Annotated in this window: 21 protein-coding genes, 1 tRNA gene and 1 pseudogene; 6 read left to right on the top strand and 17 right to left on the bottom strand. The window is 64.3% G+C overall.

What is annotated here, in order from left to right; translation table 11 throughout:
- Positions 1-45 precede the first annotated feature (45 nt).
- Entirely contained in the window at positions 46-1395 is a 1350-nt protein-coding gene (gene glmU / locus AUC68_RS11305; RefSeq protein WP_069437713.1) for a bifunctional UDP-N-acetylglucosamine diphosphorylase/glucosamine-1-phosphate N-acetyltransferase GlmU, read from the bottom strand.
- 266 nt (positions 1396-1661) lie between these two features.
- Between glmU and AUC68_RS16825 the strand changes: the two genes are divergently transcribed.
- Positions 1662-2279, top strand: a complete 618-nt coding sequence (locus tag AUC68_RS16825) for a hypothetical protein (RefSeq protein WP_158008300.1) — start codon at positions 1662-1664, stop codon at positions 2277-2279.
- A 17-nt stretch (positions 2280-2296) separates the two neighbouring features.
- Positions 2297-2647: an SPOR domain-containing protein gene (locus tag AUC68_RS16820; RefSeq protein ID WP_069437711.1), complete on the top strand. Its 351-nt coding sequence runs from the start codon at positions 2297-2299 to the stop codon at positions 2645-2647.
- A gap of 93 nt (positions 2648-2740) precedes the next feature.
- Here AUC68_RS16820 and AUC68_RS11290 read toward each other — a convergent pair whose 3' ends face one another.
- From AUC68_RS11290 to AUC68_RS18185, 5 genes and pseudogenes are all read right to left on the bottom strand, one after another.
- Positions 2741-3874 (bottom strand): amino acid ABC transporter substrate-binding protein, encoded by a 1134-nt coding sequence (locus AUC68_RS11290; protein ID WP_280138549.1) that lies wholly within the window; start codon positions 3872-3874, stop codon positions 2741-2743.
- A 222-nt stretch (positions 3875-4096) separates the two neighbouring features.
- A pseudogene (ypfJ, locus tag AUC68_RS11285) lies at positions 4097-5088 on the bottom strand (KPN_02809 family neutral zinc metallopeptidase).
- Between the two features lie 420 nt (positions 5089-5508).
- Positions 5509-5853, bottom strand: coding sequence for a hypothetical protein (locus AUC68_RS11280; RefSeq protein WP_069437709.1), 345 nt, complete (start codon positions 5851-5853; stop codon positions 5509-5511).
- A gap of 68 nt (positions 5854-5921) precedes the next feature.
- Positions 5922-7460 (bottom strand): monocarboxylate uptake permease MctP, encoded by a 1539-nt coding sequence (gene mctP, locus AUC68_RS11275; protein ID WP_069437708.1) that lies wholly within the window; start codon positions 7458-7460, stop codon positions 5922-5924.
- Positions 7457-7756 carry a DUF3311 domain-containing protein gene (locus AUC68_RS18185; RefSeq protein ID WP_069437707.1) on the bottom strand — a complete coding sequence of 100 codons (300 nt, stop codon included), beginning with the start codon at positions 7754-7756 and terminating at the stop codon, positions 7457-7459. Before AUC68_RS18185 ends, mctP begins: the two co-directional genes overlap by 4 nt.
- A 218-nt stretch (positions 7757-7974) precedes the next feature.
- Between AUC68_RS18185 and AUC68_RS11265 the strand changes: the two genes are divergently transcribed.
- A tRNA-Lys gene (locus tag AUC68_RS11265) sits at positions 7975-8050 on the top strand.
- Positions 8051-8147: 97 nt separating this feature from the next.
- On the opposite strand, the gene AUC68_RS11260 is transcribed toward AUC68_RS11265, so the two are convergent.
- Positions 8148-8531, bottom strand: coding sequence for a hypothetical protein (locus AUC68_RS11260; RefSeq protein WP_069437706.1), 384 nt, complete (start codon positions 8529-8531; stop codon positions 8148-8150).
- Positions 8532-8782: 251 nt separating this feature from the next.
- On the opposite strand from AUC68_RS11260, the gene AUC68_RS11255 reads away from it, so the two are divergent.
- Both AUC68_RS11255 and AUC68_RS11250 read left to right on the top strand, forming a co-directional pair.
- Positions 8783-8989 (top strand): hypothetical protein, encoded by a 207-nt coding sequence (locus AUC68_RS11255; protein WP_069437705.1) that lies wholly within the window; start codon positions 8783-8785, stop codon positions 8987-8989.
- 78 nt (positions 8990-9067) lie between these two features.
- Positions 9068-9259: a hypothetical protein gene (locus AUC68_RS11250; protein ID WP_069437704.1), complete on the top strand. Its 192-nt coding sequence runs from the start codon at positions 9068-9070 to the stop codon at positions 9257-9259.
- Positions 9260-9888: 629 nt separating this feature from the next.
- On the opposite strand, the gene AUC68_RS11245 is transcribed toward AUC68_RS11250, so the two are convergent.
- The 3 genes from AUC68_RS11245 to AUC68_RS11235 form a co-directional block, all read right to left on the bottom strand.
- A complete protein-coding gene (locus AUC68_RS11245; protein ID WP_069437703.1) occupies positions 9889-10104 on the bottom strand; it encodes a hypothetical protein in 216 nt (71 codons plus the stop codon).
- 195 nt (positions 10105-10299) lie between these two features.
- Positions 10300-10593, bottom strand: a complete 294-nt coding sequence (locus AUC68_RS11240; RefSeq protein ID WP_069437702.1) for a hypothetical protein — start codon at positions 10591-10593, stop codon at positions 10300-10302.
- Between the two features lie 186 nt (positions 10594-10779).
- Positions 10780-11187 (bottom strand): dihydrofolate reductase family protein, encoded by a 408-nt coding sequence (locus AUC68_RS11235; RefSeq protein ID WP_069437701.1) that lies wholly within the window; start codon positions 11185-11187, stop codon positions 10780-10782.
- Between the two features lie 139 nt (positions 11188-11326).
- On the opposite strand from AUC68_RS11235, the gene AUC68_RS11230 reads away from it, so the two are divergent.
- The gene (locus tag AUC68_RS11230; protein WP_069437700.1) at positions 11327-12280 is read left to right on the top strand and encodes a DMT family transporter; all 954 of its coding nucleotides are present in this window, start codon (positions 11327-11329) and stop codon (positions 12278-12280) included.
- Between the two features lie 25 nt (positions 12281-12305).
- On the opposite strand, the gene tgt is transcribed toward AUC68_RS11230, so the two are convergent.
- The 7 genes from tgt to AUC68_RS11195 all read right to left on the bottom strand — a co-directional run bounded on the left by tgt (position 12306) and on the right by AUC68_RS11195 (position 17646).
- Positions 12306-13436 (bottom strand): tRNA guanosine(34) transglycosylase Tgt, encoded by a 1131-nt coding sequence (gene tgt, locus AUC68_RS11225; protein WP_069437699.1) that lies wholly within the window; start codon positions 13434-13436, stop codon positions 12306-12308.
- Entirely contained in the window at positions 13433-14518 is a 1086-nt protein-coding gene (gene queA / locus AUC68_RS11220) for a tRNA preQ1(34) S-adenosylmethionine ribosyltransferase-isomerase QueA (protein ID WP_069437698.1), read from the bottom strand. Before queA ends, tgt begins: the two co-directional genes overlap by 4 nt.
- A 15-nt stretch (positions 14519-14533) precedes the next feature.
- Positions 14534-14989, bottom strand: a complete 456-nt coding sequence (locus tag AUC68_RS11215) for a DMT family transporter (RefSeq protein ID WP_158008298.1) — start codon at positions 14987-14989, stop codon at positions 14534-14536.
- 71 nt (positions 14990-15060) lie between these two features.
- Entirely contained in the window at positions 15061-15528 is a 468-nt protein-coding gene (locus AUC68_RS11210) for a peptidylprolyl isomerase (protein WP_069437697.1), read from the bottom strand.
- Positions 15529-15576: 48 nt separating this feature from the next.
- On the bottom strand, positions 15577-16221 hold the full coding sequence (locus AUC68_RS11205) for a peptidylprolyl isomerase (RefSeq protein WP_083240664.1): 645 nt from the start codon (positions 16219-16221) through the stop codon (positions 15577-15579).
- Between the two features lie 30 nt (positions 16222-16251).
- Positions 16252-16746, bottom strand: a complete 495-nt coding sequence (coaD, locus tag AUC68_RS11200) for a pantetheine-phosphate adenylyltransferase (RefSeq protein WP_069437696.1) — start codon at positions 16744-16746, stop codon at positions 16252-16254.
- Between the two features lie 186 nt (positions 16747-16932).
- On the bottom strand, positions 16933-17646 hold the full coding sequence (locus tag AUC68_RS11195; protein ID WP_069437695.1) for an OmpW/AlkL family protein: 714 nt from the start codon (positions 17644-17646) through the stop codon (positions 16933-16935).
- Positions 17647-17821: the final 175 nt, after the last annotated feature.

Below are 17821 nucleotides of genomic sequence, written 5' to 3'. Positions count from 1 at the left end.
TATCGCTTTATTGCGGGAAATACCGCTGCGTCTTCGGCCGCGATCCTATTTGGACGTGTCCCGGGTCCGCCGCTCCCGAACCTTCGCCGCCCATCCGGCGCGCTCTTCCTGCTTTGCCCGTGTGAGCGCCAAGGCATCGTCGGGCACGTCTTTGGAAATGACACTGCCGGACCCGACATAGGCCCCGTCGCCGATCTTGACCGGCGCCACGAGCGAACTGTTCGATCCGATGAAGGCGTCCGCGCCGATCTCGGTGCGATGCTTCGAAAAGCCATCGTAATTGCAGGTGATGGTGCCGGCCCCGATATTAGCGTTCGGCCCGATGCTCGCATCGCCGATATAGGTCAGATGGTTAACCTTCGCGCCTTCGGCGACCTTGGCGTTCTTGATCTCCACGAAATTGCCCACATGCGCGCCCGGCGCCAGCTCCGCGCCAGGCCGCAGCCGCGCGAACGGCCCCACGGTCGCGCGCGCGCCGATACGCGCCTGTTCGAAATGGCAGAAGCCCCGGATCGTCACGCCGTCCTCGATGGTGACGCCCGGCGCGATGACGACATTCGGCTCGATGACCACGTCACGGCCGATGACCGTGTCGTAGCTCAGGAACACCGTGTCCGGCGCGACCAAGGTCGTGCCGCCCTCCATGACGGCTGCCCGCAACCGCTGCTGCATCAGCCCCTCCGCGACGGCAAGCTCCGACCGGGAATTGACGCCGAGGACCTCCTCGGCGTTGGACAGCACGACGCGCGTCTGAAGTCCGTCCCCATAGGCCAACGCGACCGCGTCGGTGAGATAGTACTCGCCCTTGGCGTTGTCGTTGCCGATCCGCGACAGAAGCCCCGAGAGGGCCGCGCTGGAGCGGAAAGCCATGATGCCGGAATTACACAGCGTCAGCGCCCGCTCGGCGGGCGTCGCGTCCTTTTCTTCGCGAATGCCCGCAAGGCGGCTCTTATCGTCGAAGAGGAGACGGCCGTAGCCCGTGGGCTCGGCGGCATCGAACCCGATCACGACGAGGTCGGCCCCCGCCTCGAGCTCGCCCAGAACCGCTTTCAGGGTCTCGGGCCGCAGGAGCGGCGTGTCGCCGTACAGGACGAGCACCGGACCGTCGCCCGCCTCAAAGGCAGGCGCAGCCGCCTTGACCGCATCGGCGGTTCCCAGTTGATCGGTTTGCACGAAGACCTCCGGCCCCGGGGACGACAGCCAGCCCGGCCTCGCCCACGGCCTCCATGCCGGGACCGACGACGAGGGCCGCACGCGAAATCCCCGCCGCGGCGCCGTCCGCAGAACATGGGCAAGCATGGGCGCGCCGGCCAAGCGATGGAGCACCTTTGGCAGGTCCGACTTCATCCTGGTGCCCTTGCCCGCGGCAAGGACGACGGCGAGAGCCTGTGTCATCTGATTTCGAAGATCCCTCTGCGCTTCCGGGGGGCTACGAACGGTACCCGCCCAGTGTTAAGACTTCGCGCCCTGTCTAGTCCAAAGCGGCGGCGAGGGCCACCGGGCCGGACGCGATCTGTGCGCACAAATCCGTCGCGGCGCGGGAAAAATTGACCCTGTGGACGAAGCGAGTAATCTCCCAAATCATGGCAACGGCTTAACGATTTGACCGCGTGTGCTGGGCGGGTTCCGCTGCCGGCACCGCGCGACAGGAGGTTACTCCCATGGCACGACGGCGAGTTGGCGGACCTGGCAATGCCCGGACCGTGTTCTCCATCCTGTGGATCGCGCTTGGGGGGCTGTCGGCCTACTACCTCTTCACCCTCATCGCCGACCCCTCCGCGGCCGGAGGCCAAGCGGCCCGCATGGCAGCGCCCGCAGCTCCGTCTTCGGCTGCACCGGCCCAGGTTGCGGCGGCCGCGCCCGCAGGCCTTTCAGCGGAGCAATTGGCCGTCATCGACGGCAACCTCCAGACGCTCTCGAAGCAATTGGCCGTTCTGGACGAGCGGCTCCGGCCGATCGAGAATTTCATCGGGCCGGCGGCAAAGCTGCCGCCGTCGAACTCGGTCTCCACGTCGCCGCCGCGCGCAATGCCCAAGCTGGAGCCCCTGCCCAAGATCGCGCCCGTCGTATCGGCCCGCCGCCGCCAGAACCCGAACCGGAGCCTGTCGCTGCGCCGGCCGCCGCAGAGGCGCCAGAACCGGCCCCCGAACCCGCACCGGTCGTCATGGCCCCACCGGCCCCGCCAGTGCCCGCACCGACGCCCGCACCTGAGCCTGAGCCCGCACCCGTGGTCGCCGAGACTCCTCCGGCCGCTCCCGAGCCACCTGAGCCGGTCGTAACCGCCGCTCCGCTGCCCGTGGCGGAGCCCGCCACCGAGACGGAGGAGACCCAGGAGCCGGCGGAAATCGCGGCCCTCGATCCGGTCACCCTGCCCCCTGCCGCCAATGACGGCTCCACGCGCTACGGCATCGAGATCGGCAGCGTCGCCAAGCGCGATGAGCTACGGCCGCTGTGGCGGGAGTATCTGACGAAGCATGCGGCTCTGGTCGCCGGCCTGCAGCCGAGGCGGGTTCGCGCACCCGACAATCGATGGCGCCTGATCGCTGGGCCCTTCGCCAACGCCCAGGATGCGGAAGGCGCCTGCTCCCTGTTCAAGCGGGCGGAGCGGCCCTGCGCGGCGACGGTCTACGCTGGCGACGCCCTCTAGGTCGCGCCGGGTTGGAAGCGATCGCGTCTGACGTGCGGACCGGCGGCGAAGTGCGCGCACGGCCGTACGGGCTTGTCGAACACATAACGTTTGCTAGCGGCTCGGCCTGGGTATCACCGGGTCCCGCCCGGCCCAGTTGCCGGGCGCGACGAGAACGTATTCGCCATCGATGATTTGCGTGAGCATCACCGATTTCTCGCTGTTCACGCCTTGCGCGTTGAACTTCACCGGTCCGAAGAAGGTCTGAAGGTCCGTGGCGGAAATGGCGTCGCGCACTTTCTCGGGCTCGAGGCTTTGGGCCCGCGCGAACGCATCGGCGAAGACGTAGACGGCCGCCGCCGCCTGGGCCGAGACCGACGACGGCTCGTATCCATAGGCTTTCTCGAACAGACGCGCAAAATTCTCGCCCGTCCCGAACAGATCACCCTCGTGCTGCGCCGCCCGATCCCATTGCACCGGACAGAAGACGAAGGCGGAAGACTTTGGTTTGGCTTGCGTCAGGCGTGCTGTCTGGCAATGGGTGACCGCGACCATTGGGACGCTGGCCCCGGACTCCTCGATTTGGCTCACCGCCGACATCGCGGTGCTCTCATGACCGGACACCAGGAACATGTCCGGCTTGAGAGCCTTGACCTTGTCGAGCGTCGCGGACATGTCGGCGAAATTCTCCGGCAACTGATCGTCGATGATGCACGCGATTCCGAGGCGCCGCACATCGGACAGCACGCCGGCACGCACCTGCCGGGAGAACGCGTCGTCTTGCGTGGCCATGCCGATCCGCAGGTCGTTTGCCGCTTTGCCCAATTTCTTGCTGAAGGCCGCGGCGATTTCGAGCGCGGACGTGAAGTACTGATCCGGCGAGGCGGCGATGGCGAAGGCGTAGTTGTTGCGCCGGGACTCCTGCTCCCGCGCGACCGAGTGCGCGTCGATCATGGGCAGACGATTGCGCTCGACTGTCGTCAGCACCGCACGGTTCTGGCCCGCGTGATAGGGCCCGAGGATGAATTTCACGCCGTCTTTTCGGATCAGCCGATCGGTCAACTCCTGCGCCCGCAACGGATCGGAGCTGTCGTCGTAATAGCGCACCGTCAGGCGATATCGCTTTCCGTCGATATCGACGCCGCCTCTTTCGTTGATGCGGCGAATGGCAAGCTCGTATCCGTTTTTGCTGTCGATGCCGCTACGCTTGTTGGCGCCGGACAATGGCACCGTTGTCCCAAGAACCACTTCGTTGTCTGCAGCAACCGCAAATGGACTGCCGCCGGCTGTCACAGCGATGACCGCTGCGGCCGCAAAACACCGGGATATCCCCAAACTGGCCCCCGCTTATCGTTATATTGGGTCCAAAGACGGACCGCACCTGACTGACCCTGCTCAGAAAGCGCAGCCTACGCCGGATTCGGTACCGGCGCACCACATTAAGCACGAGGCATTATGCCTCGATGCGATTTAGAGTTGATCCGTATTGAACGTATCGCAGGATTGCAGTTGGCCACTCTGGAAGCCTCGGCGGAACCAGCGCACCCGTTGCTCCGAGGAACCATGGGTGAACGAATCCGGCACGACATATCCTTGGGTCTGCCGTTGAATGCGATCGTCGCCGATTGCGCTCGCCGCCTGTAGCGCCTCGTCGATGTCGCCCGGCTCGATGAGGCCCTTGTCTGCCTGCATTTGGTGGGCCCACACGCCGGCGAAGCAATCCGCCTGTAGCTCCATGCGGACCTGCAAGGCGTTGCCGCCTCTCCGCCCCATGCGCCGCTTCGCGGCTTCGACCTTGTCGGCGATCCCGAGCACTTTCTGCACGTGGTGTCCTACCTCATGGGCGATGACATAAGCCTGGGCGAAGTCGCCCGGCGCGCGGAATTTGTTCTTCAGTTCACGGTAGAAGTCGAGGTCGATGTAAACCTTCTCGTCCGCCGGGCAGTAGAAGGGGCCCATGGCGGCCATGCCGGTCCCGCAGGCCGAGCGAACCGCGCCGTCGAAGAGAACAAGGCGCGGCTCGCGGTATCGCGCGCCAAGCTGCCCGAAAACCTTGTTCCAGACGTCCTCCGTGGTGCCGAGGACCACGGCGACGAACTTCCCGAGATCGTCTTCGCTGGACGATTGCGGCCTGCCGATCTGGCCCGGGTGGCCCGGCGCAGGGAAATTCGTGGTCTGCGGCCCCTGCGGCTGCGGCAAGCGGATATCCGGGAACCCTGCCCCGCTCCCGCCGGTCGGCCCAGATTCGTGCATCAGGGTCCCGGGATTGATGCCGAAGAAGAGGACCAGGCCAAGGATCACCAGAAGGCCGAGCAAGCCGATGCCGCCGCCTCGCTTTCCGCCGCCGCTCGAGGGGAAGCGCATCCCGCCGCCGCCGCCGGGAAATGGAAATCTGAGGCGCCGCGGCCGCTGCCCCGCCGATCTTCCACATTTTGGCTCTGCCGTTGGTCACGCCACCGCATGTCACTATCCTTGTGCAGGATTTCCAATACGCATCACGCATTTTGCATGCGGCATCCCTTGGCACAAGATGCGCCGCGTCATGCCCCTGCCACGGGGCCCTCAGGCCCCCGGATTCCGGGCCGTTGCACCGCCTGCCAGGGCCATCAAACGGGTTGAGATTCCCGGCGCAAATCTTTGTGGTTATTAAGCTAACTGACAACGAATCGTCACAGAACTGCCATAGGAACTGGGCATGCTTCCCCTGCCCAGTTGAGTTCGGTCTGGGCAGGTAGTGCGTTCTGTGTAATGCGTACGAGCCTCGGCACTCCCCGCGCCGGGGCTCTTCCTTTTGGCCTGTCGAAAACGGGCCAGACGAAGCCCGCAGCCGCAGGCTCACGCCCTTCCCAGCCGGTCCCAATCCGCGCCATATCTCGCCGCGCTTAAGGATTCTGCGCAGGCGTCTCCGTTTCGGGCGCAGACGGCATCTCAGGCGCCGGCGTCTCGTCCAGCAGCGGTTCGTCGACCATCTCGTCGGGCGGAGACACATCGTCGGTCATCTCCGCGCCACCGCGCATCTCAGCTTCGGACCGCGCGTCCTCTACCGACATGTCTTCCTCATGGGCCGGCTCCGAAGACTGCGCCTCGTGCTCGCCCATTTGGTCCGCCGCGGTGTGCGTGTCGCTGTCGCCCCCGCCAAGAACGAACAACGCGATCACAAAGCAGACGGCAATCGCCACCAGGACGATGAGCAAGTACGACCGGCTTTGCGGGTTGTGTTGTGCCATGACGATCCCTCCCTATGGCTGCCGCGATCCCCGCCCCGGGGGCGAAGAGACAGTCAGTGCACCGGAGCCTATCGGCGATTCGAGCGCTGGTCGAGCGGTTCCCGCCGGGGCCAAACGCGATCCAGCACGGGGCTTAACGCCATGGCTACGAGAAAGTTCACGAGGACCGAATAGAGCGCCGCGTAGCCCGGCACCGTGAGGCCCAGGACCTCGAGCGGATAGATCGACGACACGAAGCCCCGCGTCGCCGCCATGTAGGTGCCGACCGCGGTCCCGGCGGCCCAGCCCAGCAGCAGCGCATGGGCATGGAACCCGCGCGTGAACAGTCCCAGCAGAATCGGCGGCAGCAACTGGATGATCCAGATGCCGCCAAGGAGCTGGAGCTGAATCGCATAGCTCTGGGGGATCGCCAGGATGAAGACGACGGCGCCCACCTTCACGATAAGCGACACGATCTTCGCCACGCGCGCTTCTTCCGCATCGCTACAGTCGGGGCGCCAGTATTCCTTGTAGAGATTGCGCGTGAACAGGTTCGCGCAGGCGATGGACATGATCGCGGCGGGCACAAGTGCGCCGATGGCCACGGCCGCAAATGCGACGCCCACGAACCAGCTTGGGAACATGTCGAGAAAGAGCGCCGGCACGGCGAAATTGGCGCCGTAGCGTTCGAAGCCGCCGGCGTGAAGCGGGTTCTCGCCGACACCGGCCGCGATCGCCATGTAGCCCAGCAACGCGATCAGTCCCAGCACGAAGGAATACGCGGAGAGCGCCGCGGCATTGCGCCGGATCACATGGCCGCTGGAGGCGCTCAGGATTCCCGTCATCGAATGCGGATACAGGAAGAGGGCCAAGGCGGAGCCGAGCGCAAGCGTGATATACGCACTGTAGTTCCCGAGCGAGTTGCCGGCGGGCGGCGAAAGGGTCAGCTTGGCCTTTGGAACGGCTTCGAAGATCGCCCCGTAACCACCGAGTTTTGCTGGGATAATCACGATTGCAGCGAAGATCGTGATGAAGATCAGCATGTCCTTCACGATGGCAATCAGCGCCGGTGCGCGCAGGCCGCTCGTATAGGTGAACGCGGCGAGGATGAGGAAGGCGATGATCAGCGGTATGTGGCCGGTGAAGCCTTCGGTGGAGAAGCCGAGAGCCCCGATCACCACTTCCATGCCCACCAGCTGAAGCGCGATATAGGGCATGGTCGCGATCAAACCCGTGAGCGCGACCCGCAAGCGCAAGGCCCTGGAATTGAACCGGAAGCGGATATAGTCCGCCGCGGTGACGAATCCCTCTCTCCTGGCGATCACCCATAGCCGCGGAAACACCAGGAACAGGATCGGGTAGATCAGGATCGTATAGGGCACGGCGAAGAAGCCCATCGCGCCGACGCCGTAGACGAGCGCCGGCACCGCGATGAAGGTGTAGGCCGTATAGAGGTCGCCCCCCAGCAGAAACCAGGTGACGATGGTGCCGAAGCGGCGCCCGCCCAGGCCCCACTCATGGAGCTGATCGAGATCCGCTTTACGCCAATGGGCGGCGACGAAACCGACCCAGGTGACGAACAGGAACAGCCCGACAAAGACGATCGTCGCGGTAACATCGAAACTCACGGGCGCGCTCCGGAACCGGCGCCCTCGTCCGTGTCGCCCTCGTCTGTGCTGCCGCCGGCGCGGGCGCGCCGCTCCGCTGCGACGGTCTGGCGCCGGTCGAGGTAGTAGACCCCCATGACCACCACGGCACCGGCGATGATGGCGGCGAGCTGGTACCAGTAGAAGAACGGAACGCCGAGCAGCGTGGGCTCAATCCGGTTGTAGAAGGGAACCCAGGCCACCAGCGCAAGCGGAATAATCAGCAAGAGCCGCGGCCAGAATCGCCACGGACTGCCCGTCCTTGCCCTGGTCGCCATGATTCGTCCCCCCGGATTTCTTGTTCTTGGCCCCCAGCTTCTTGGCCTCCAGCGTGCGGCGCCGGACGGGACCATACTGAATGGCGGGGGCCGATGAATAGGCCAATTTCGCAAGGCCGGCAGGCAGGCCCCCGCGCCTGCGGCGAAAGATTCGGCGAAACGGGCCCCTTCCGTGTTGACCTCCCCCCGCCTCCCGCTCCATATGAACGGCTTGGTGGGAGCGCGTAGCTCAGCCGGTAGAGCATCTGACTTTTAATCAGAGGGTCCTGGGTTCGAGTCCCAGCGCGCTCACCAAAACCCCCTCTAAGTGTTCGTTCGTTTTGGATAATCCGCCGCTCGGCTGAGAGAGGCCGCCGGCTTGCGGCTAATGCGTGGACCGTCGGGGGCCGATCTAACGCTCGTAGCGATAGCTCGCGCACATATCCGCACCGGGCGAGCCGGGCATGATCGAACCGTTGTAGACATAGAGCGCGAGCGAACGGCCCGCTTGCTCGATCGTCAGGTAGGTCGGCGGCTCGTCACCACAGAGACGGTTTCCGTGGAGCAAAACCGGATTGACGCCGGGCGGATGCAAGGTGAACACCCCGCGCACGCCTGTTGAATTAAGCCCAACTGCTGCGCCATTTCCGAATTGTATTCTGTTGGCAGAGACGACGATGTTCCCGGTGATGGCCATCGACGTGGTACTCGTGGCGGTCCAGCGGTAGCCTTTGGCGTGGGCCGCATGCAGACCAAGGCCCAGGCACAAGGCGATCAGACCGACATACCGTCCCATGGGACCCCCCCCTTTACAGCCTAGACGGGTATTCAACCATGTTGCGCGTCGGCCGTCGAGCGTGCACCGGAGCGCTCCCTGAGGATGCGGCTTCTCCTTTTGGGGCCGTGAGACGGACGTCGGCAAAAAAGCCCGTGCTTGCGTTCCGGTCCGGTGCGATCCCTGGTGGCTTCGCGCAGTTTCCACCATCTTTTTATCCGACGTCCAAGCGCTAGGAGGCCCGTCGTTCGCCGCCGCAATACGAGCGGGCGTTGGCGATCTCCGTCCGCATTCTCAGCCCCAACTTGACCAAGCGGCTCCAAGTCGCCTATCGAGACGTGGTTTCGAATTGGCGCGGCACGTTGGGCCCCTGCTCCGCCGGCCTGGCGTCGACGCCCGACGGCTACATCCATGTGCGCGTTGAGTTCGAGTCCGTCGACCACATCGCCTGCCGTGCCTTCGTCACGAAAGCGCGCTAGGCCTCCGTCGACGATAGAGCGCGGTGCTGGGGCGGCTCCGGCCCATGGCATAGACCCCTTCTTTTTCATGAGATTGCTATGGCCGACGGCAGGTCCCTGATCGATACGCTCCAGAAGCAGTTCGTGGCGTGGATCCTGTCCCTTCTGGCCGTTGCCGCTGCGGCCGTGGTGATCTGGTGGTTTGCCTCCGACCTGATTGTCGTGATCATTCATGCCTTCGAGATCATCGCCTGGCTCCTCGGCCTCATGCTTTGGCCGTTCCGCCTGTAGCGGTGCGCGGAACCGGCAAGCCAGGCATCAGTGCCGGTCTTTCGGTTGTCTTATCTACCTGAATTCGCGCAAAAGTTCTTTGGACCGGGACGGCGCGGTCATCGCTCCACGAGCGCGGGCTCCCGCCGCCCACACGCGCATTTCAAACCCCGAAAAGGGCCCGGAACGGCGCATTCCCGCGCTTTCGGGGCCGGCGATCCCGTATCACTTTGCGCCAAACCGTGGCCAAAACATCACAGCATTTCCCGCCAAAGGCCGATATAGTCGGTTGCAGAATCGACAGAAAGAAACGGGGGACCAACCAATGCGTCTGCTTATTGCTACTGCTATCATCATCTCTGCAACGATCGGCCTCGGCGGCTGCTTCGGCCACCACGAGAAGGCCGTTGTCGTCGAGCCCTTGAAGCTTGGCTAAACAACGTTGACGATGAGATAGCGATACACTCTATCTCTCCGGCAATTGCCAAAAACCCGGTTGGGCCCGCCCAGCCGGGTTTTCATTGTGCATGACGCGTCGCGATGGGCCCAAGATCGCGATGGGCCAAAAAACAACGCAGCCGCCCTCTTAACGGGAGAGCGGCCGCGCAGCCATAGCTCTGCCCAGTTCGAAGCGAACCGGGATCAGACGCTTACTTGCACTTCGTCATGCCCTTCATGGCCATCTTGGCGTCGGCCTCCGTCTTGTACTCACCCATCATCGCGAATTTGTCGGTGTCGGACGGCGCTTTGCGGCTCATGACACACTTCTTCGCCGTGTTGTCGAACATGACATAGAACGGGCCCATCGCCAGGGCGGGCGTGGCGATGGCAGCAAGCGCAGTCGCAACGATCAGAGTCTTTTTCATGGGGGTCTCTCCTAGTTTCGAACGGAGACAGGATTGCCTCGCGCACGGAAACAGAGCACCGATTGTCGATCACTGGGAACTCAACTTGGCGATAGTGAAACGCACATCGCCTTCAAGCAAAGGTGATGACAACGTGAGCCGATCTTCGACCGGCTTTAGCGATCCACCGCGCGGCCCAATCCGTCCGTGCTCGGACTACTCGGCGGGCGAGTGCGCAAAGCGGCGGCGAAGACGCAGATAGACCTTCCGCTTGAGGAAGTAGTAGGCGGGCCGGCCCATCACGGCGATGGCGACGAATTTCGACATGAACGGCGTCGCCCCCAGGACGCCGGAGACCCCGGCTTTGACACCGGGGTCGAGGTCCGAGGCCATCACCAAGGGGATCATCGGCCAAGCCACATACGCACCGACGAGAAGGACCGCGCCGAGCGTGAACCGCCAGCCGACCTGTTCCGCGGTGAACTCTGGTTCCGTGGCGGCGATAGGCATCTCCCTTAGAAACATCCTCGACGGTACAATCAAGCTTCCCCGGTGCGTCCGGGCCCGAAGACGGCACCCTGACCGGTCTTTCCCCGTTCTAGCGTCCCGTCCCGACCCGGGAAACACCCATTCGCAACTGCAATAGCCGTGAAAGGCGGCGATTTTGGGCTTGGCGCATTGCGATCGCGAACGCGCTCAGGCCCCATCCGCCGTTGCCACGAGCCAAGCGGGGTCGAACCATCGATCGGCCTCCCCATCATAGGGCAGCCGGTTGATGTCCCAATGACGAATATAGGGCGCATAGACGTCCCAGACGGGCGGACCGCCGCCCACGTAGACAACCCGGTCCGGAAACCAGCCGAACACCTCCTCCGGGTGATGGATCGAGCGGATCTCCACGATGGTGCGCTCCTTGTAGGCGTAGTCCGGGAACGCGGAGATCGTCGTGGGGCCCGCGATCACGACGTGACCGCGCGTCACATCGAAGAACCGGGCGACATCGGCCACATACTCCCTGTCCTTGTTGCCCTCCCACGGCAACGCACCATTCAGGCCGAGCTGGCCGCTTTGCCCTATGGCGATGATCGCGCGTATGTCAGCCACGAAAGTCCTCCGTCCACATTGGCCTCTCTTTTATCGGCCGATGGCTCTTTGGCAAGGAATGGTGCAAGACAGCGTTCCGGCACAACAGGGCACACCGAAACTCCGCGCCGCCAAAGGGGGCGCCTAACGGCAGAACACCATGGCGCCTCGCGTCGTCTCAAATCCCTATCAGAGCCAAGCGGTCAAGGCGATCGGGCTGATGGTGCTCGCCACGATCTGCCTCGCCGCGCTCGATACCACCGCCAAATACCTGACCGATATACAGCGGGTGCCGGTCGCCCAGGTGGTGTGGCTGCGCTTTCTTTGGCACGTGGTCTTCAGCGCTGTGTTTCTGTGGCCGTTCGCGCTGCAACCCTCCTTGCGATCCAAGAAGCCCGGAATCCAGTTCATCCGGTCGTGCCTGATGATCCTCACGACGGCGCTGAATTTCGTGGCCCTGAAATATCTTCAGCTCGATCAAAACATCGCGATCTTCTTTCTGATGCCGCTTCTGGTCGCGGCTCTTTCCGGCCCGCTGCTCGGTGAGTGGGTGGGATGGCACCGTGCGTTGGCCATCTTCGCCGGCTTCATCGGCGTGCTCGTGGTCATGCATCCGGGGATCGGCGACGTGCACTGGGCCATGTTGTTCACCTTGGGCGCCACGTTCGGCTATGCGCTGTTCAACATCGCCACCCGCTACCTCGCCGCCTACGACCCGCCAGCGGTCACCCAGACCTACACCCCGCTCGTAGGCGTGTTGATCATGACGCCGTTCGGCCTGATGCAATGGGAATCCCCGGACCATTGGTGGGTCTGGCTGCTGTTCGCCTCGCTCGGCTTCTGGGGCGGGCTCGGCCATTGGATCATCATCCTCGCCCACCGGCTCGCACCCGCGGGCGTGCTGGCGCCCTATATCTATCTCGGCCTCGTATGGATGTCGGCGTTCGGGCTTCTCATCTTCGGCGACGTGCCCACGTGGTGGACGCTCGCCGGGGCCGCCATCGTCATCCTGGCCGGCCTTTATCTGCTGGCGCGGGAGCGGCTGGCCGAAGGACGGGCCGAGAAGCAACCGGGAACACGCCGCGCGGGGTCGGAGTTCGACCCGCCGCAATAGCGGCTACGCGCTGTCTTCATAGCGCCTATGCGGTGTTTTCGGGTCCCGCATAGCGGCGGCGCACGTCCTCGACGAAATCGGCGAACGTGCCGCCGGCGATGGCGGTGCGGGCCCGCGCCATCAGCTCCTGGTAGAATTGCACGTTCGCGTAGCTCACCAGCATGGCGCCCAGGATCTCGCCGGCCTTTACGAGATGATGAAGATAGGCGCGCGAATACTGCGCGGCGGGGCAAGCGCTTTCCGGATCGAGCGGGCTGAGATCCTCGGCATACTGTGCATTGCGGAGATTGAGCCGCCCGCCCCAGGTGAAGGCCTGCCCATGCCGGCCCGAGCGGGTCGGCATCACGCAATCGAACATGTCTATGCCCTGCGCCACCGCTTCGAGAATGTCGAGCGGTGTCCCGACACCCATCAGGTAGCGCGGCTTGTCTTCGGGCAGGAACGGGGTCGTCGCCTCGAGCGTCTGCAACATGGCTTCATGCCCCTCGCCGACGGCAAGGCCCCCCACCGCATAGCCGGGAAAGCCGATGCCCTCGAGCGTCTTCGCGGAGTCCTCCCGCAGGTCGGGATAGACGCTGCCCTGCACGATGCCGAATAGCGCCTGCCCCGGGGCGCTCATGGCCTCGAAAGCCGCCTTCGAGCGCTCCGCCCAGCGCATGGAAAGGTCCAGCGAGACCCGCGCCTCCGCGCGGCTGGCCGGGAACGGCGTGCATTCGTCGAGCGCCATCTGGATGTCCGCGCCGAGAAGACATTGCACCTCGATGGCGCGGTTCGGGCGCAGGACAACCCGGGCTCCGTCCAGATGCGATTGAAAGGCGACGCCCTCCTCGCTGATCTTGCGGAGCTTGGCCAGCGACATGACCTGATAGCCGCCGCTGTCGGTCAGGATGGGCTTGTCCCAATGCATGAAGCTGTGGAGCCCGCCGAGCTTGGCGATCCGTTCCGCGCCCGGGCGCAGCATGAGGTGGTAGGTATTGCCGAGGATGATGTCCGCGCCAGCGGCCGCCACGTCCTCGACGAACATGGCCTTGACCGTGGCCTGTGTTCCGACCGGCATGAAGGCGGGTGTGCGGATGTCGCCGCGCTGCGTCGCGATCACACCTGTGCGTGCGGCCCCGTCCTGCGCCTTTACCGAAAACGAAAAGGCTCTGGTCACGCCGAATCCTTCGGACTCAACAGACACGCATCACCGTAGGAATAGAACCGGTAGGCTTGGTCGATCGCGTGCGCGTAGGCCTGTTGCATCGTCTCGAGACCGCTGAACGCCGCGACAAGCATGAACAGCGTCGAGCGCGGCAGATGAAAGTTCGTCAGCAAGCGGTCCACATACCGGAAACGATAACCCGGCGTGATGAAGATGTCCGTCTTGCCACGGAACGGCTTCAAGGTTCCGAACTCGTCCGACGCGCTCTCCAACAGTCTCAAGCTCGTCGTTCCGACGGCAACGACCTTGTTGCCACGCGACTTGACCGCGTTCAGCGCGAACGCCGTCTCGGTGGAGATCTCGCCGTACTCGCTGTGCATGCGGTGGTCGGCCGTGTCCTCGACGCGCACCGGCAAGAACGTGCCCGGCCCCACATGCAGCGTCACGAAGTGCGCCGTGATACCGAGTTCATCGAGGGTCTGGATCAGTTTCGGCGTGAAATGCAAGCCCGCCGTCGGTGCTGCGACGGCGCCCTCCTCCCGGGCGAAGGCGGTCTGGTAATCGGTGCGGTCCTGCTTGTCCGGCGCCCGCCGCGCGGCGATGTAAGGCGGCAGCGGCATCGCGCCTTGCGTCTCGATGGCATCATGGAGCGCCGGGCCGCTGAGGTCGAAGGCCAGGGTCACCACGCCCTCCTCCCCCTTGGCCACGACCGTGGCATCCAGGCTCCCGGACGCGCAAGCGCCGCCGTGTTCGCCGAACCGGATCCGGTCGCCCTGCTCCAGCCGTTTCCCCGGCTTGGCCAGGGCACGCCAGCGATGGTCGTCGAGCTTCTCGATCAAAGTGGCAGAGACCTGCGCGGTGGCGTAGCCACGGGCTCGCACGCCGCGCAGCGCGGCGGGGATCACGCGCGTATCGTTGAAAACGAGCGCGTCGCCGGGGTCGAGCAGCAGCGGCAGGTCGGCCATCACCTTGTCGGCCAGCCTCTCGGGCTCGTCCGGACACACCACCAACAGGCGTGCGGCGTCGCGCGGATGCACCGGCCGCAGCGCAATCAATCCGTCGGGCAGTTCAAAATCGAAAAGGTCTGTTCGCAAAGAAACCCATCGGGGCTAGAGCATTCGAACCATGAGCGCGCCGGCCAGAACAAGCAGCACACCCGACACGCGACCAACACTAAGCTCACGTTGAACAAGATCGAAGAGGCCGAATCGGTCGAGAAGAAGGGCCGCGGTCAGTTGCCCCGCGATGCCCAGAGCCATGACCGCCGCAATACCGATTTTCGGCGCCAGGATCAGATTGACCAGGACGTAGACGGCGCCAAGCAGGCCGCCGCCAATGAGCATATAGAGCGGCATGGATTGCAGCGCGCCAAGGTTGGTGCTGCCGCGCGCGAACAACAGCACCACCACGGCCAGAATGGCGGTCCCCACGCTGAACGACCACAACGCGGCCGAAAGCGGATGTCCAAGGCGCGTGGCAACCTCGGCGTTGATCGGGGCCTGCATCGCAATCATGCCGCCGGCCAACAGAGCCATCAGCGTCAAGACCATCGCAGTCGCGGACATGACGTTCTCCTCGGACTTGGCGCCCGGCTGGGAATTGCCGACCGGTTTGGACTTTTCGCCCGGCGCCCCGGTCATTCCGCGGTGTCGGCGGCGATCTTCGCCGAGACGATCGTGTCCGGATTTGCCGGCGGCTCGCCCCGGTTGATCTGATCCACGTTCTCCATGCCGTCGATCACCCGGCCCCAGACCGTGTATTTGCGATCCAGAAAGGTGGCGTCATCGAAGCAGATGAAGAACTGGCTGTCCGCAGAATCCGGCGATTGGGCACGCGCCATCGAAACGGCCCCGCGCGTATGCGGCTCCGCATTGAACTCGGCCGGAAGCTTCGTGCCCGAACCGCCCGCGCCCGTCCCGGTCGGATCGCCGGTCTGGGCCATGAACCCTTCGATCACCCGATGAAACGGAACGCCGTCGTAGAAGCCTTCCCGGGCGAGTTCCTTGATGCGAGCGACATGATTGGGCGCAAGGTCTGGGCGCATCTCCACCACGACGTTGCCTTTGCTGGTCTCGATGATCAGTGTGTCTTCGGGATTGGCCACGGGTTGGGCTCCTTTTGCTGTGCGTTTCGCTCGAGGGTGGCGGACCGGCTATTCGACGGTCGCCTTCTTGATGTAGTCAAGCTTCGGGAACTGGGTCACGAGATAAGCGTTCCCTTGCGCCTTGATGAGCCCTTGGTTGGGGCCATTCCCGCGCGGCGCGCCCTCGCCGTAGCCCCGATAAAGGGAATCGACCACGTCCATGCCGGAGACGACCTTGCCGAACGGCGCGAAGCCCTGGCCATTCAGGCCGGAGTTGTTGTTGAAATTGATGAAGACCTGGGTCGTGCGCGTGTTCGGGCCGGCCGTGGCAAAGGTCACCGTGCCCCGGGCGTTCGACTCGCGAACCGGATCGTCCGGGATCGTCGCATCGGTCCAGGCCGCGGACACGTCCGGGTTCCCGCTGATCCCGAACTGGACCATGAAGCCGTCGATCACGCGGAAGAAGCGCGCATCGTTGTAGAAGCCGGCTTTGACCAGATTGTAGAACCGGTCGGCCCCGTGCGGCGCCCAGCTGCGAGTCACCTGGATGACGAAGGTGCCTTTGGAGGTCTCGAACTTCGCCTTGTAGCTTTCCGGCGCCCGCGCATTGAGGGACGACGGGTCGCCGAGACTTGCCGCCGATGCAGGGCCACAAGCCAGTGTGGCCGCGAACAGCAGCGTTGCCGCGAAGAGGAGAGCGGTCCGGATGATCATGGGGTTTCCTCGTTTGTTGTACTCGAATGGTTAGGGAGCAAGTTTGCGTTTCAGAGCCAGGCTGACGGATTCAGGAACGAAGGGTGAGACATCGCCGCCCATTGCGGCAATCTGACGGACGAGACTGGCCGCGATATGGCGTGTCCCGGGCGATGCGGCAAGGAAGACGGTCTCGATCTCCGGCGCAAGCGCGGCATTCATGCCGGCCATCTGCATTTCATAGTCGAAATCGCCCGCATCGCGCAGGCCGCGGAACACGACCGTCGCCCCTACGGCGTTCGCCGCCGCGACCGTGAGCCCGTTATAGGTTTCGACGTCGAGCCCGAGCCCCAACTCTTCGGCGACCGGCTCGAGCGCCTCGCGGGCCAGCGCGACGCGTTCGTCAGGGGTGAAGAACGGGCCCTTTGAGTGATGCGCGCCGATGGCGATGACGAGCCGATCGACGAGCTTGGCCGCGCGGCGCACGATATCCACGTGCCCCAACGTGACGGGATCGAAACTCCCGGGATACAAACCGACGCGCATACCGCTCACGCTCCTCTCGACCCATGCGCAGCCCAATACTGGGGCGTGCGCCGTGGCCCTTCCGCGGCCCCTTCTAGCCGCGCCGGGGCCGTGTCGGCAAGACCGGTGCGTGCAAACCTGACGGCACATAAAAAGGGCCCGGTGTCGCCACCGGGCCCCAAGGCGTTTCCTAACTGGTCGAAAGGACTATTTCAGCTCTTCGTAGGCGCTCGTGGCGCCATGGCCGCCCAACAGATCGCCGAGGTTGAAGCGGTAACCGAAGCCGGCGGAGACGATGAGCGGATCGAGATCCACATCGGCGGTGATGCCCGTGCCGCCCCACCGAGCGTCGGTGTTGAGCCAGGTCTTCTTCACGTCGGCGTTGACATACCAGCCATTGCCGACCGCGATGTCGAGACCGGCCTGAAGCGTGAAGCCGAGACCGTCGTCGATGCCGAGGCTGGTGCCGGGGCCCAGCTTGCTGTCCTCGTCGAAGAAGGCGATGTACTGAAGGCCCACGCCGACATACGGCTTGAACGTGCCATCGGGATTGAAGTGGTACTGCGCGGTCAGCGCCGGCGGGAAGATCCACGTGTCGCCGATCGTGCCCAGGGCCGAAATACTGCCGGTCGCATCGAGGTCGTGCTTCGCGAAGCAGCAGAACAACTCGACGGCGATGTTGTCGGTGAAGAAGTAGGTCAACGTCATGGCCGGAATGACCTCGTCGCTCACCTCGCGCGCGCCGGGAATGCGCGAGCCATTCAACTTCACCGTGGCGTCCGTATCGGGCAGCACACCCGTTACCACGCCCTTGATCATGAAGTCCCCGTGATTGTCGCCAGCCAGCGCCGGCTGCTGCGTGCCGGCGAGCAAAACCACCAGGGCGAGCCCGGCCGCCAGCGCGGTCAAAATCCTGTTCATTGTCGTCCCCCAACTTGTCACGGGGGCCGCGTGCGTCCCCGTTCAATTCTGTTCTTTCCTTCTTGTGACGGTTCGCGCCGACACACCAGGACGGACAGCCGCCTTTGCCTGACTGAGGTCAGCGTTCTGTTGCTCCTCCACCCGCTGTTGCAGCAGCGACACAGTTTTTCTTGAT

Origin of the sequence: Methyloceanibacter methanicus, assembly GCF_001723285.1 — a bacterium.
Lineage (GTDB): Bacteria > Pseudomonadota > Alphaproteobacteria > Rhizobiales > Methyloligellaceae > Methyloceanibacter > Methyloceanibacter methanicus.
This window is presented reverse-complemented; position numbering and strand designations above follow the sequence as displayed.

Bases quoted from the DNA above. Each gene is read 5' to 3' on its own strand.
- AUC68_RS11260 (WP_069437706.1), bottom strand. From the start codon at position 8,531: ATGGGACGGTATGTCGGTCTGATCGCCTTGTGCCTGGGCCTTGGTCTG.
- AUC68_RS11245 (WP_069437703.1), bottom strand. From the start codon at position 10,104: ATGAAAAAGACTCTGATCGTTGCGACTGCGCTTGCTGCCATCGCCACG.
- AUC68_RS11195 (WP_069437695.1), bottom strand. From the start codon at position 17,646: ATGAACAGGATTTTGACCGCGCTGGCGGCCGGGCTCGCCCTGGTGGTT.
- AUC68_RS11205 (WP_083240664.1), bottom strand. From the start codon at position 16,221: ATGATCATCCGGACCGCTCTCCTCTTCGCGGCAACGCTGCTGTTCGCG.
- AUC68_RS11250 (WP_069437704.1), top strand. From the start codon at position 9,068: ATGGCCGACGGCAGGTCCCTGATCGATACGCTCCAGAAGCAGTTCGTG.
- AUC68_RS16825 (WP_158008300.1), top strand. From the start codon at position 1,662: ATGGCACGACGGCGAGTTGGCGGACCTGGCAATGCCCGGACCGTGTTC.
- AUC68_RS11240 (WP_069437702.1), bottom strand. From the start codon at position 10,593: ATGCCTATCGCCGCCACGGAACCAGAGTTCACCGCGGAACAGGTCGGC.
- AUC68_RS18185 (WP_069437707.1), bottom strand. From the start codon at position 7,756: ATGGCGACCAGGGCAAGGACGGGCAGTCCGTGGCGATTCTGGCCGCGG.
- coaD (WP_069437696.1), bottom strand. From the start codon at position 16,746: ATGCGCGTCGGTTTGTATCCCGGGAGTTTCGATCCCGTCACGTTGGGG.
- AUC68_RS11215 (WP_158008298.1), bottom strand. From the start codon at position 14,989: ATGTCCGCGACTGCGATGGTCTTGACGCTGATGGCTCTGTTGGCCGGC.
- AUC68_RS11230 (WP_069437700.1), top strand. From the start codon at position 11,327: ATGGCGCCTCGCGTCGTCTCAAATCCCTATCAGAGCCAAGCGGTCAAG.
- glmU (WP_069437713.1), bottom strand. From the start codon at position 1,395: ATGACACAGGCTCTCGCCGTCGTCCTTGCCGCGGGCAAGGGCACCAGG.
- AUC68_RS11280 (WP_069437709.1), bottom strand. From the start codon at position 5,853: ATGGCACAACACAACCCGCAAAGCCGGTCGTACTTGCTCATCGTCCTG.